Origin of the sequence: Candidatus Tremblayella phenacoccinincola (assembly GCF_002682985.1) — a bacterium.
Taxonomy (GTDB): domain Bacteria; phylum Pseudomonadota; class Gammaproteobacteria; order Burkholderiales; family Burkholderiaceae; genus Tremblaya; species Tremblaya phenacola_C.
On sequence record NZ_MKGN01000007.1, the window covers coordinates 1 to 13,128 of the forward strand.

Sequence of the window (13,128 nt, forward strand, 5' to 3'; positions counted from 1 at the left end):
GTGTTCTAGAGAAGGGCTTAGAATAGATAGTCTTTTGGTTAGTTAACTATTGATTCAGGGACATATTCCAATAATACATCACTACGAGCAACCCAAAAGCCATAGAGCCAACAGCAATATATCATATGAATGCTAATATAAAAGAAGAAACAATAGCTGCTTTATCAACAACCCAAAAGGCTAGTGGCATAGGCTGAAGTACGCATCTATACCTATATTAGGAAGACCAAACGTTGGGAAAACCACCTTGTTCAACCGCATAATATGTCAACATGGGTCAATAGCATACTGTTTACCAGGTCTTACTGCTGATAGTAGATATGGCATTGGAGCTCTACATCGTAAAAGGTTTGGACTGTACTATGTTCTGGATACTAACGGTTGGGATGTCTACAGTGCCCCTACAGATCAACTTAAGAAGGTAGTTAGTCTTTCCAGTACGGTCATTCTTGTTTTAGATGCTAGAGAGGGTTTATCCACAGGAGACCTTAAGATCTTAAACTACCTTTCGAGGCTCGACAAGTCCGTTTACGTAGCAATAAACAAGGCAGACCCCAACTACGCTTTTATGAAGAAAGAGTTTAACCACATCGTCTGTAGTTCTTTCTTCGTGTCTTCTGCACATAATATTGGAATTAAAAGAATGATGTACTACATCCTAAGGAATCTCAACCAAGCATTGAATGTTAAAAAAGAGCTAGGAACCAGAAATAGTACCAGAGTAGCAATAGTTGGAAAACCAAATGTTGGTAAATCCACGTTAGTAAATACTTTAGTAGGCTATTACCGTTCGGTAGTGTCTATCGTATCAGGCACCACAAAGGACCCAATCGAAGCTTCTCTTATGTTCAAAGACCATCAATACACAATGATTGATACTGGAGGTCTGAAAAGAAAAGGAACCTCTGAATACTCTGTTGCTAGATGCGTAATCTTAAAAACACTGCAAACCATCCTAACTTCCAATATCGTATTATTGCTGGTTGATGCTCAGCTCGGTATAGCAAAACATGACCTAACAGTTATTGACTTTGCACTCAGGAACAACAAAGCTCTAGCTGTTGGGTTTAACAAATGTGATACTGTTAAAGCTTTTAACGTTAAAGCTAAACTACCTGAACTACAAAGACTTAAAGAGCAGTTTCGTGTATGTGTTTTAGCATTCTCAGCTCTTAAACGGATTGGTCTAAACAGCCTTTTAGCAACACTACACAGACTAAACAACCTCGCTAACACAAAGATACCAACTATAAAGCTAAATAAGTTGATTGGGGATACTGCTCCTGCTCCAACCATTGAGGCTTCAACACCCACAACAGCCGCAACATCCGCAAAAGACAAGCTTAAGCTAAACTATATACACCAAGGCGGCTGTAGTCCTTTGGTTCTAGTAGCACATGGTTCAAACATTAATAAGCTAAACAAAGACTCAAAGAGACATATAAAAGAAACCATAACAGAAATGCTAGGTCTCAATAAGCTTCATATTCATATTAACTTAAGAAATGTACGTTAGCCGTTAACAACAATACAATACCAAAAAGATGTCCTAAACCCACATAGCTTATGAAGTCATACTAAACACTCTTGTACATTTAGAATACCTTTAGCAAAAAGCTCCATGTAATAGCTTTGTGTGGTTTTGTTGTAGTTTAAGCTCTCCTTCAGAATAAGCCTATGGTACAATATTAAATCACAGCACACCTGTTTGGAATTAGACCCAAGAGTGCAGAAGGTTAGGATGTTGCCAGGTAATCTGTTGCTTCTATGCTTTTTGTTTAAACGCTTCATCTCTCTAGCACCTACATATCTTATGGTAATACCCACAGTATGCTGATCAACTAACTGAAGAGACTCTTTTGTTAACCTGACTGTTGGCAGAATACCAACTAAACCAACGTCTTCTTCAGACCCATACTGCATATACATAGGAGGTTCTCCTGTTATTCTGATTCGAGGTAATGCTATAATAGTTTTAATTATGATAAGCTAACCCTAAACCAGATAAAGTCCACATGAAGAGCATATGTTCTAGTTACTCCTATAAAGTAGTAGTTATTATTGCTCGCTTTAATTACTTTATTAGTAAAACCATATTAAAAAGCGTAGTAAATACTATTAAGTTAATAGCAGCTATATATAATAAGCCTATAGATATTCTTTGGGTTTCCGGTTCTAATGAGATGCAGCTAATAGTAAATAGTTTATTATATAATAAGAGACATAATATTATAATTCCAATAGGTACTATCATTCGAGGAGATACTATACATTTTAAAACAGTAGTTAGTAATTGTAACTTAAGCTATAACAATATAACAATAAATAATAAGCTATCAATAACTTCAGGAATGCTAATAACAGATAATATTGATCAAGCTATTGAACGAACAGATCCTAAAGCTGGATATAAAGGAGCTGAGTCTATTGTTACTATATTAGAGTTAGTTAATATTATGACTAGCAGCTATATATAAAGACTAATCTAATAGCTAATGCATAGATAGGTAATATAGGATATCGTAACATAGCTTTTTAATACCAATATGGTTTATAGATGAAGCTATATAGTATTTAGATTTCCATTCTATTCTTCTTATAAACCTATCTACAAGTCTTATTAAAAAGGCCTTATCAGTTATTTTATCTACCTTATTAAAAACTAACCAACAATGCTTTTTTGAAGTTAAGCTATTATATTGATATAGTTCATTATTGATAGTTTTAATAGCTTTATATATAAGCGACTCATTCATATGTTTTAAGTCAACAATATGTAATAATAGGCTACATCGATCTAATTGTTTTAAAAGCCTAATGCCTAAACCAATACCATTAGAAGCGTCTTCAATTAAACCAGGAATATCAGCAATAATAAACCTGTTATTATATAGCTGAACAACTCCTAAAACAGGAAAAGCTGTGGTAAAAGAATAACTAGCTACTTTTGATTTAGCTTTCGAAACAGAGTTAATAAAAGTAGACTTACCAGCATTTGGTAGTCCTAATATGCCTACATCAGCAGTTAACATTAGTTCCATATGAATATCACATGTTTCTCCAGGGATTCCTTTATTCTTTTGCAGCTTATTAGTTGTTTTAGTCTTTGAGTTGCCTATACCATGAAGACCACCTTTTGCTACTAAAACCTTTTGACCAACAAAAGACATATCAATAATAAGTAGGTTAGTTTTAATATCAGTAACTCTTGTTCCTAGGGGTGTTTTTATTAGCATATCTTTTCCTTTCTTTCCAGAACAACTATTTCTTTTACCATTAGTTCCGCTTTCAGCAATATATATCCTTTTGAGTTTAAAGCATAATAAGGTATTTATAGCTTTGTCAGAATATAACCAAACATCACCCCCATTTCCACCATCACCACCATCAGGTATTTTATAGTGTATAGCATTCTCTTTTCGAAAAGCTACGCTTCCATTACCTCCAGTTCCAGCTTTGATTGAAATAATAGCTTCATCTATAAAGTTGGTATTTATGTTCATCATATGTATATGCTGTCAATAACTATTAACTATGTCTAGAACCATACTAACTCTATTTCCTACCAAAAGCATTCTAAGTCTAGCTCCATCAGGGTTTGGTTTCGAACTCTTCGTTAATACAAAAGGTTACTTTGAAGTTGGTCTTTGAGTTGATTGTGTTCCTGTTGATTGTGGCTCTTTTAACCCTAGCAAACGGATAGCTGTACATTGTAACACCATTACCAACTTCTAACCCATATACCGCAGCTAACTGCACAAACCAAATCTTAACATTATGGGTTAACCCTGAAAAGCTAGAACTAAAAGCTAATGCTTCGTTGCTAATGGTAAGCTTTTGTACCGCTTTCCTACTGAGATTAATAACTAGCTCTTCCAGTCTTACTAGGCGGTCTGGTAAGTTATTGTTAACACTAGGCATAAATAATATACATGGTGTATATCTATTACTGATGCACCATTGGTATATCGAATACACGACCGTAGCTTCAATATTAAATCTGCTGTACATTAGGTTAGCTCTATACATTGGCTTCTCTCACCCTCTCCGTCTTAAACAGTAACTGAACCAAAGCTAGACTGGTTAACTACTTCAGCATATCTTTTAAGAATGCCTCTTCTGTTCTCAACTATTGGTAACCTCCATAGCTTTCGTCGTTTCAATAGGACAGGGTTGCTCACATGTAGATGTATAAGAGCTTCTGATAAGTCAACTGTTATCAAGTCGTTGTTCTTAACCAAAGCAATAGGTCCTCCAACAAAGGCTTCAGGGGCAACATGTCCTACTACTATACCCCAAGAACCACCAGAAAACCTACCGTCAGTGATCAAACATACTTTATCTCCAAGGCCTTTACCAACTAAAGCAGAAGTAGGAGAGAGCATCTCAGGCATTCCAGGACCCCCTTTAGGACCAAGGTACCTTATTATTACAATGTTGCCAGCTGTAACACTATCGTCCAATATTGACTTGGTTGTGCTCTCTTCGTCGTTGAATACTTTGGCTCTACCAGTAATGGATCTCCGTTTGACACCTAATGTTTTGGCTACTGCTCCAAACACTGCAAGATTACCTTTTAAAACTAGTAGATGTCCTTGTTGGTGTAATGGCTTGTTGATTGGTAGTATAACATTGTATATACATTGGGTAGCAAGCTTAATCCTATTGAGTTCTTCTCCTAAAGTACGTCCGGTAACGGTGGCACATGCTTTGTGCAGTAACTCTTGAGATGATAGTCTTTTCAAAACCTGAGGAATACCTCCAACGTTGTGTAGATCAGTAGTTGCATGGGTTCCTGAAGGCTTTAGGTTGCATGTCACTGGGGTTCTCTTTCTTATTGTTTCTATGTCGTCTAACGTTAATCTAACTCGAACGCTGTTTGCAATGGCAAGGTAGTGTAGAATAGCATTTGTTGAGCCACCAATGTACAATACAACAGTAATTGCGTTTTCAACTGCCTTTCTTGTAATCAGTATGGTTGGGTTAACACCTAATCTTAAGAGCTTCATTAAATACTTTGCAGACAGGCGAGAGGAACGGATCTTTTCAGTAGTTGGGTTTGCCATCGTTGAAGAATAAAACAGAGAGATACCTAACGATTCGAATGAAGCACTCATAGTGTTTGCAGTATACATGCCTCCACAAGAACCTGTAGTAGGGCAAGAATGCTTCTCTATTTCTGTAAAGTCTTCATGTGTAAGAGCCTGTGTGTTGAGCTTTCCTACTGCTTCAAACGAAGAAACAATGGTAAGCGCCTTTCCTTTCCAGTAGCCAGGCAAGATAGTACCCCCATAGATATATATGCTAGGAACGTTAACTCTTATTAGAGCCATCAAGCCACCAGGCAGATTCTTATCGCAGCCTCCCACCACAATAAGACCATCCATGCTTTGGCCTAGCGCACACACTTCTATACTATCTGCAATCACTTCCCTAGAGACTAAAGAATATCTCATTCCTGAAGTACCCATAGAAATGCCATCAGAAACAGTTGGAACTCCAAAAGACTGAGCTATGGTTCCATGTCGGTTAAGAAGGTTACTTACAGTGGTTGTTATCCTTTGTAGACCAGCATTACAAGGGGTAATAGTGGAATATCCGTTAGCTATACCAACTATTGGTTTCTTAAACTCCTTTAAGCTACATCCTAATGCGTAGAACATAGACCTGTTTGCAGTTCTAACATAACCTTTTGTAACGCTCTTGGAGTTGTACTTCATTTTAGACCCATTCGACAGCTGCAGGTGTGTTAGTAGCTAAGCCTTGAAGATTGCATCATAACCTGCTGTTCTAAGCTACCATCTTCTATATATTGTACTTCTTTTATGGGGGTCTCCTTCTCTGGAACGGTTGATGTCGCTTCTACATTACAAAGGAAGAACCGCAATGACAAGTAGAAGCGGTACTTGGTGTATAGACTATATAATAAGACCCGTCAATACTACTTCTATAGTCAATGACTGCATTGTTAAGATACTGTAAGCTAATGCAGTCTACAATGAAGCTAACTGTCCTTTTTACAAATGCTAAGTCATCCCCACATTGCTTCTCGACAAGTGCAAACATGTATTGAAGACCAGCACAGCCTCCCCCAAGAACAAATACTCTAAGCTTTAAGTTTGGGTTGCTTTTCTCTTGTATGACTTGGCACATATGTTTTGTTGAATTATCTGTGAAGGTTAACATACAGCTCATTATCTTTTTGAGAACTGCTTTTGTTTCCTAGCCTTATGAAGACCACACTTTTTCCTTTCTACTTCTCTTGGGTCTCTAGTCAGAAATCCTTGTTTGGCAAGTGGTTGTTTAAATGATGAACTAATCTTAACGAGAGCTCTGGATAAACCAAGCCTGATAGAGGCAATCTGTCCACATTTACCACCACCTTTAACTGTTGCTTTAAGTAGAAAGGAGCGCTTAGTATCTAGTTGATGTATGAGTTGGTGTAACATATCGATATGTTTATGGTTTGTAAAGTAGGTATTCAGGAGTATTCCATTTACCAGCATTACATTCTTAACGCTTTCCCTAATAAAGACTCTTGCGGTAGATCTTTTTCTTCGACCAGTTCCATAATACCAGATGTCCATGCCCATTTAGTTCTCCAGATGAGGGTGTCTGTTTGAGACAGGGTTTTTAACACTTCTTGTTTTGTTAGTCTTAAAGCTGTTAGAGAAAGATGGTTCTTGACTTGACTGATGGATGTTGGGGTTAAAAGCAGTTATTCAAGGAGTACTATATATTCTAGAAGTCCCTAACATTCGACACAGACTCGCTTTTCGATGTATTGTGTTAGCTCCTGTGTAGCCTTTCTGAACGTATAGACCCCGTTTATTAGGTTTTTGTATGCGTTGACATTTTGTTTTAATGCTCTATAAAAGAACTCTTGACTCCAGATTGGTTTCAGGTCTATGGGTTGTTTGCGTATATGACTAACACTTAAAACAGATGTTGGTAGTAAACGATGTGTATTCTTGAGATCCAAGAAGATATCAGGACTTAGAGTTACATAGTCACACCCAGTTACAGATAGAGCTTGTTCAATAGACCTAAAGCTTGCTGCCATTAGTTTAGTGTTGTAGTTGTTATGTTTGAAATATTGATACACTTGTTCAAGAAACTGAACACCTACATCTAAAGACTCATTCTGTTTTTTGCAGTTAGAGGTTAAGCTTGTGTACATATCAGAAACACGACCTACAAATGGAGAAATGAGATATGCTTTTGATTCACCACACAAAACTGCTTGAGCTAAAGAAAATACCAACGTCATATTGCATCTTACGTTCTTTTTCCTAGCTAACCTTAATACTTGAATTCCTTCCCAAGTAGCAGGCACCTTAATCAGAACTCTGTCCTGTATATTAAACGAATTGCACAACATTAAGACTTCAGCTATTTGTTCCATAGATTCTTCAACATTAAAAGCATAGTCAGCGTTCAATTCAATTGAAACTGTTCCAGGTATATATTTTAGGATTTCATTGCCAAGATGTACTAAGATCTGGTTTATTATTTCAGAAGTAGTGTAAGCTTTGTATGTTGAAATTACCCCATCTATAAACGCTAAGCACTCTTTGTCTTTTGTTGCTTTTAGAATCAACGAAGGGTTCGTAGTAACATCGTTCGGATGGAGCTTTGCTACTTCTAGAAAGTTTCCACTGTCCAAAGCAACTGTTGTGTATTTTTTTAGATACTCTAAAGCATTCATGTTCATTCTTTTGTCCTTAGCTCTATGTTAACTGCTCTTTCGGGTTTAACTGACGGTGTAATCTTAATACTTCTGGACTATGTAGAGCTGCTAAACAGACGAATATAGAACACCTAGCTAAAGACTAAGCATTTCAGCTTCTTTACTTAAAGCTATATTATTAACTTTCTTTATAAGACAGTCAGTAATAGTTTGTATCTTTATTTGAAAAGCTTCCATATTATCTTTACTAAGCAGTTTCTTTTTAAATAGGTCTTTTAGTTTATTATTAAACATACGTCTTGTATTTCGTATAGTAACTCTTACTTTCTCAGCTTCATTATGAACCAGCTTAACTAAACTATATCTATAGGTTTCAGAAAGGTCTGGAAATAAGATACGAATTAAGTTGGTTTCTAGATAAGGAACTAATCCTAAGTTAGCAGCAATAATGCTTTTATTTATTATTGGGTTTAGTGAGTTATCAAATGCAGTAATAATTACAGACTTTGTGGACTCTAAAGAAATAGTTGCTAGCTGACGTATAGATGTTAGCTTATTATTATACATTATTTTGATTCCATTAAGTAAGTCAGGAGAAGCTTTTCCTGTTCTATAGCTGTTAATAGTCCTTATAAAAGAATCTATATATTTACCTGCTTGAAGTTCATAGTCTTTACATATGTTTGTATTCAAGGTTATTGTGCTCCTATTAAAACGAGGTTACAATTAACAATAGCCTGCCTACTTCAACTATAATTATCAAAACGAGACAGCTGGCCATTAAACCTTAATTTAATAGTTCCAGTTGGTCCATTTCGTTGCTTTCCAATAATAACTTCTGCTATTCCATGAAGACCTGTATTAACATATTCACGATACACTTCGTCTCGATATATAAACATTATTAGGTCAGCATCTTGTTCAATCGAACCAGACTCGCGTAGATCTGAATTAATTGGACGTTTATCTACTCTCTGTTCTAGGTTTCTATTTAGCTGTGAAAGTGCCAGTATAGGTACTTGTAGTTCTTTAGCTAAAGCTTTTAATGAACGTGAAACCTCAGCAATTTCTAATGATCTATTTTCTGATAATGACGGCACTTTCATTAGCTGCATATAGTCTACCATAATTAAACTAAGACCGTTCGCTTCTCGGTATATACGGTTAGCTCTTGTTCTTAAATCTGTATGTTTTAAGTCAGGAGAGTCGTCAATATATAGGTTCTTCTTTTTTAAGAGCATATTCATAGTATTAGAAAGCTTTGTCCAGTCGTTTCTATCCAACTGACCAGTCCTTATAGATGTTTGGTTAATCTTTGATAAAGAAGCTAATATTCTTATCATTATTTGGTCACTAGGCATTTCTAAACTAAATATTAACACTGGCTTATCTTCATTAACAACAGCATTTTCACATATATTTAAAGCTAAAGTTGTTTTACCCATTGAAGGTCTTGCCGCAATGATAATTAAGTCAGACTTTTGTAATCCACATGTTTTTATATCTAACTCATAATACCCACTAGAAATGCCAGTAATACCTTTTTTAGGACTTTTATATGCTTTTTCTATATTAATAACTGTTTTCCCTAATATATTATCAATAGGTTTAGGACCATTGGATTTATTAATTCTATACTCAGCTATTTGAGATAGTTTTGACTCAGCTATTGCCAATAACTCAGAGCTACTTCTTCCTTTCGGGTTATAGCTATTGTTAATTAGTTCTTGAGATGTTTTGATCAACTCTCGTTTTATTGCTCTATCTTTAACAATAGCGGCATATTCTAATATGTTGGCAGTGTTTGTAATTGTAATGGGTTTATATAGAACAGCTAAATAAGAAGGACCACCAATCATAGTTAACTTACCTTTTTGTTCTAATGAGTCGGAAAGCGTAATAAGATCAATTGGTTTATGGGAATCTAATAATAACTTCATTTCATTATATATTAGCCTATGGGTTCTTTTCATGAAGTCTTGCTCTGAAATAACAGATGCTATTTCATCCCATATATTATTATCTACCATTAGACAGCCTAATATTGTTTGTTCTGCTTCTAAAGAGTGTGGTAATGTCTTCATATATTCTTTTCTATGGATAGGTTCTAGCATATTATATACTTCTGGAACAGCCAAAACAACATATGCTAATAAGAAAGATGGGTTAACATGAGTTAGTTATTACGAAGCACCATTCGAACATCTACCAGCTTTCTAGAAGCATTCCAGTAATATCTCACTACTCCTTTAGACAATGCGAACAAGGTGTGGTCTTTTCCAGCACCTACGTTTTTACCAGGGTGGATCTTTGTGCCTCTCTGACGTACAACAATGGAACCTGGCATTACTAAGACCCCACTGTAAGCTTTGATTCCTAGTCTCTTGGATCTCGAGTCTCTATTGTTCCTAGTAGCACCGCCTGCTTTCTTTTGGGCCATGTTAGTTTCTGGGTAGTCTGAATGGTTGTCACAATAATTTCAGTACGTAGGCTTCTGTAACCTTGGCTCTTCATGTAATGCTTTCTTCTTTTGTGCTTTAGGATAGATATCTTTTTGGACTTGAAGTGTCTTGAAACCATTGCAACTACACGGACTCCTGATAATGTAGGTTGTCCAATGTGAACTTTGTTACAATGTATATGGAGGAGCACACTATGTAGATAAAACAGCCTACCTTCTGGTAAACCCATTCGATCTACGACCACTCTTTTGTTTACCTGTGTCTTATACTGCTTGCCGTTTAGCTTTATTATAGCGTAGTCTAACCTGTGTCCATAAATAGTCCCGCTCTGAAGTAGCATACATTTTAGTTGTTCTTCTTGTTCGTTCATTGGAATTCAGGCTATAGGTTATAGGAGGAAGGTTTAGGTGGCTATAGGATATAGGAAGTAGGTTTAGGTGGCTAGGCTTCCTACTTCTGACAGGCATAGAACATCGAGAACTAAATAAGCGACCATTCGTTTAAGTAGGTTCAAAGTGTTCTGAATGTATTGTTTGTGGGCTTTGTTGAAAGGTTGAAAGCTTAAGTTTATGCTCCAAAGAACGCTGTTTAAAAACCTAAGGTGATTCGTCCATATTGAATCTATTGAACCTAATAATAAGCATTTCTCCAGCTCTTTTCTCTTTTGTAATCCTGAGACTTCAATACAGGCCAAGTGATTTAGATTAACTAAGAACCTAAACCAAGATATCGAATATACAGTTCCTTTAAAAAGAGTTAAGCTCAATACTTTTAAGAACTGCTTTGGGGAATATATATAGCATTTGACTGGCCACTTCTTGGTTTTGAGTGCAAAGGCTTCTGACTGGCTTTTGGAGGTTAGCTTTCTTCTCAGCTTATGTAATGTAAGTCTTTGGAAATCCAAGATGTTGTTGAAGTTTGCTAATTGTGTTTTTTGGTATAAGCTTTTAGCTTGAGTTCTTTTTTGAATGGTTTCAATGGCTTGAGCAAACTTAGCTTGAGCAAGCTTACTTTCGGGATTTACGAGTAGCCTATTTAGCTGTCTGTCTTTTAAGGACACATAAAAACAGGAAGTACCAACATCTCCTTGTCTCCCAGACCTACCGATTAGCTGTACTTCAGGTTTTCTTAGATTATGCCTACCAATGCCGATAACTCTTAGACCGCCTAACCTTTTGGATTTGATGTATATTTGGTCTTTGGGTTGGTTGTGATCAAAGTATAATAAACCCCCTAACAAAATGTCTGTTCCTCTACATGCAATACAGGTCGTTATAGATAGTTTATTTGGTATTCCAGCGTTTGCAACAACTATAGGTTCTAACAGCTGGCTTTTAGCATTCAGTATTTCGTGGGGAAACCCAATGTAGCTTAACATAACAGAAGTCCCTTCAGACTGTTCTACCGATTGTGTTCCAACTAAGGCTGGTTGACCACGTTTATAACAACTCTGAATGTCTCTGATAACAGCTATACTCCTATCGCGAGGCGACATGTATATTCTGTCTGGCTCATCAACCCTGCCTTGTGGACTGTTTGTTGGAATAACGACAGTTTTCAGATTGTACAGGTTTTTGAGCTCTTGTGTTTCGTTCGCAGTTCCTGTTATCCCTGATAGCCTACTATACATTCTAAAGTAAGGCTGGAGCACTACCTGAGATATAGCCTGGCTGTCTTTCCTTGCTTTGATTCCTTCTTTTGCTTCGACAGCCAGATGTATTCCATTGGACCAACGTTTGTTAGGTAGAAGTCTACCTGTTAAGTTAGCAATAATTATTGCTTCTCCGTTGCGGATAATATAGTCTCTATCTTTACTAACTGTTTTGTAAGTCTTTAGCATTACGCACATCATAGTTATTAGAAGGTAGCTTTTGGACGTATATAGCTGTTTCCCGGTTCTAATGAGATTAGCGTTTACTAATAAGCTTTCAGTCTTAATAAAGCCTAGCTCAGTTAAATGCAGTTGTTTAGGTTGGTTGGAGTAATATAGGTTTCGGCTAGGAAAAGCTTTATTGGTTTCAAATACATATAACTTAATAAGCTTGTTCACATATGTATAAAGGCTTGTTCTATAGTTAGAAGTGGAGGCAATGAAAGGTGTTCCAGCTTCATCTATTAAAATAGAGTCAACCTCATCAACTATCACTATCGAGCAGGCTTGCTTTCTCCTTTGAACATATTCTTGATTCTTATATACCATGTGGTCTTGTATATAGTCAAATATATGTTCACTGAAAGAGACGTAAGTAATATCTGAATTGTATGTTGTTCTTTTTGAACTGTTAGCCAGGTTTGCAACAGCTTTACCTACTGAGGTTCCTAAGTACTCAAATACGATCTGTGTTAGGACACTGTCCCTTTTTGTAAGATGGTCACTTGGAACTACAATGAGCACTCCTGAGTTGAACAGTGAGCAGGCAAAAGAAGCAACTGCAACTGCTAATGTTTTACCTTCTCCTGTCTTCATTTCCACTGCTTTGCCACTACATAATGCAAGTCCTCCTAGTAACTGAGTATCATGTAGTTTAAACCCTATTAACCTACAACAAGTCTCTTTAAACAACCCAAAAGCATATGGGAGAGCTTTGTTAAAAGATACGTTTGATTTCAAGTGAAGCTTAAGCACATTCGTTTTAAGTTTGAATGCTATGCCTTTCAGGTATTTAAAGTAAGAACCTAACCCAAGGATTCTCGTTGTATATTCTTTTAGCATGCTGGCTTCTTTGTATCCATGGAAGTACTAGGAGCTAGAACATAGGGTTGATAGTCTAGGAGAACAGCCTTAAAGTATGTATGATGAGGCTATCGTATATGTATGAGGCTAACGAAGCTAACGAAACAATGAACAGACTGACAGCAGAACATACTACTGCTTTCCACCCCAACCTTCTCCGGGATACCTTTCCTACTGAGAGTTCCCACACATACTCCCTCACAAACATCCTCTTCTGTTTACTACTGACCCTAACTCCACTA

General features: G+C 36.6%; 14 protein-coding genes. 2 read left to right on the forward strand and 12 right to left on the reverse strand.

The genetic code is table 11. The annotated features are described in order from the left end of the window. Positions 1-214 precede the first annotated feature (214 nt). Complete coding sequence (locus TPPER_RS00285) at positions 215-1,516, forward strand: GTPase (protein WP_272896466.1); 1,302 nt, start codon at positions 215-217, stop codon at positions 1,514-1,516. A gap of 56 nt (positions 1,517-1,572) precedes the next feature. On the opposite strand, the gene TPPER_RS00290 is transcribed toward TPPER_RS00285, so the two are convergent. Next, positions 1,573-1,929, reverse strand: a complete 357-nt coding sequence (locus TPPER_RS00290; RefSeq protein ID WP_099336801.1) for an rRNA maturation RNAse YbeY — start codon at positions 1,927-1,929, stop codon at positions 1,573-1,575. Between the two features lie 86 nt (positions 1,930-2,015). Between TPPER_RS00290 and ribH the strand changes: the two genes are divergently transcribed. Then, complete coding sequence (gene ribH / locus TPPER_RS00295) at positions 2,016-2,477, forward strand: 6,7-dimethyl-8-ribityllumazine synthase (RefSeq protein WP_099336802.1); 462 nt, start codon at positions 2,016-2,018, stop codon at positions 2,475-2,477. A 15-nt stretch (positions 2,478-2,492) separates the two neighbouring features. Here ribH and cgtA read toward each other — a convergent pair whose 3' ends face one another. The 11 genes from cgtA to TPPER_RS00350 all read right to left on the reverse strand — a co-directional run bounded on the left by cgtA (position 2,493) and on the right by TPPER_RS00350 (position 12,865). Next, complete coding sequence (gene cgtA / locus TPPER_RS00300; protein ID WP_099336803.1) at positions 2,493-3,506, reverse strand: Obg family GTPase CgtA; 1,014 nt, start codon at positions 3,504-3,506, stop codon at positions 2,493-2,495. Positions 3,507-3,591: 85 nt separating this feature from the next. Continuing rightward, positions 3,592-4,029 carry a ClpXP protease specificity-enhancing factor SspB gene (locus TPPER_RS00305; protein ID WP_099336804.1) on the reverse strand — a complete coding sequence of 146 codons (438 nt, stop codon included), beginning with the start codon at positions 4,027-4,029 and terminating at the stop codon, positions 3,592-3,594. A 23-nt stretch (positions 4,030-4,052) separates the two neighbouring features. Continuing rightward, entirely contained in the window at positions 4,053-5,720 is a 1,668-nt protein-coding gene (gene ilvD / locus TPPER_RS00310; RefSeq protein WP_099336805.1) for a dihydroxy-acid dehydratase, read from the reverse strand. A 142-nt stretch (positions 5,721-5,862) separates the two neighbouring features. Beyond that, entirely contained in the window at positions 5,863-6,186 is a 324-nt protein-coding gene (gene erpA / locus TPPER_RS00315; RefSeq protein ID WP_186787039.1) for an iron-sulfur cluster insertion protein ErpA, read from the reverse strand. An 8-nt stretch (positions 6,187-6,194) separates the two neighbouring features. After that, positions 6,195-6,593 carry a 30S ribosomal protein S9 gene (rpsI, locus tag TPPER_RS00320; protein WP_320410439.1) on the reverse strand — a complete coding sequence of 133 codons (399 nt, stop codon included), beginning with the start codon at positions 6,591-6,593 and terminating at the stop codon, positions 6,195-6,197. A gap of 158 nt (positions 6,594-6,751) precedes the next feature. Then, positions 6,752-7,708 carry a transaldolase family protein gene (locus tag TPPER_RS00325; protein WP_186787040.1) on the reverse strand — a complete coding sequence of 319 codons (957 nt, stop codon included), beginning with the start codon at positions 7,706-7,708 and terminating at the stop codon, positions 6,752-6,754. 117 nt (positions 7,709-7,825) lie between these two features. Next, entirely contained in the window at positions 7,826-8,383 is a 558-nt protein-coding gene (locus TPPER_RS00330) for a ribosome-recycling factor (protein WP_186787041.1), read from the reverse strand. 53 nt (positions 8,384-8,436) lie between these two features. Next, on the reverse strand, positions 8,437-9,804 hold the full coding sequence (gene dnaB / locus TPPER_RS00335; protein WP_099336813.1) for a replicative DNA helicase: 1,368 nt from the start codon (positions 9,802-9,804) through the stop codon (positions 8,437-8,439). 62 nt (positions 9,805-9,866) lie between these two features. Further along, positions 9,867-10,130 carry a 50S ribosomal protein L27 gene (rpmA, locus tag TPPER_RS00340; RefSeq protein WP_099336809.1) on the reverse strand — a complete coding sequence of 88 codons (264 nt, stop codon included), beginning with the start codon at positions 10,128-10,130 and terminating at the stop codon, positions 9,867-9,869. Then, on the reverse strand, positions 10,067-10,522 hold the full coding sequence (rplU, locus tag TPPER_RS00345) for a 50S ribosomal protein L21 (protein WP_099336810.1): 456 nt from the start codon (positions 10,520-10,522) through the stop codon (positions 10,067-10,069). Before rplU ends, rpmA begins: the two co-directional genes overlap by 64 nt. Before the next feature lie 63 nt (positions 10,523-10,585). Beyond that, the gene (locus TPPER_RS00350) at positions 10,586-12,865 is read right to left on the reverse strand and encodes a preprotein translocase subunit SecA (protein ID WP_099336811.1); all 2,280 of its coding nucleotides are present in this window, start codon (positions 12,863-12,865) and stop codon (positions 10,586-10,588) included. Positions 12,866-13,128 lie beyond the last annotated feature (263 nt).

What these genes read in the sequence shown, in the direction of transcription:
- ilvD (WP_099336805.1), bottom strand. Translation starts at nt 5,720, where the DNA reads ATGAAGTACAACTCCAAGAGCGTTACAAAAGGTTATGTTAGAACTGCA.
- dnaB (WP_099336813.1), bottom strand. Translation starts at nt 9,804, where the DNA reads ATGCTAGAACCTATCCATAGAAAAGAATATATGAAGACATTACCACAC.
- TPPER_RS00325 (WP_186787040.1), bottom strand. Translation starts at nt 7,708, where the DNA reads ATGAATGCTTTAGAGTATCTAAAAAAATACACAACAGTTGCTTTGGAC.
- TPPER_RS00350 (WP_099336811.1), bottom strand. Translation starts at nt 12,865, where the DNA reads ATGCTAAAAGAATATACAACGAGAATCCTTGGGTTAGGTTCTTACTTT.
- cgtA (WP_099336803.1), bottom strand. Translation starts at nt 3,506, where the DNA reads ATGATGAACATAAATACCAACTTTATAGATGAAGCTATTATTTCAATC.
- TPPER_RS00290 (WP_099336801.1), bottom strand. Translation starts at nt 1,929, where the DNA reads ATGTATATGCAGTATGGGTCTGAAGAAGACGTTGGTTTAGTTGGTATT.
- ribH (WP_099336802.1), top strand. Translation starts at nt 2,016, where the DNA reads ATGAAGAGCATATGTTCTAGTTACTCCTATAAAGTAGTAGTTATTATT.
- rpmA (WP_099336809.1), bottom strand. Translation starts at nt 10,130, where the DNA reads ATGGCCCAAAAGAAAGCAGGCGGTGCTACTAGGAACAATAGAGACTCG.
- TPPER_RS00305 (WP_099336804.1), bottom strand. Translation starts at nt 4,029, where the DNA reads ATGTATAGAGCTAACCTAATGTACAGCAGATTTAATATTGAAGCTACG.
- erpA (WP_186787039.1), bottom strand. Translation starts at nt 6,186, where the DNA reads ATGTTAACCTTCACAGATAATTCAACAAAACATATGTGCCAAGTCATA.
- rplU (WP_099336810.1), bottom strand. Translation starts at nt 10,522, where the DNA reads ATGAACGAACAAGAAGAACAACTAAAATGTATGCTACTTCAGAGCGGG.
- rpsI (WP_320410439.1), bottom strand. Translation starts at nt 6,593, where the DNA reads ATGGGCATGGACATCTGGTATTATGGAACTGGTCGAAGAAAAAGATCT.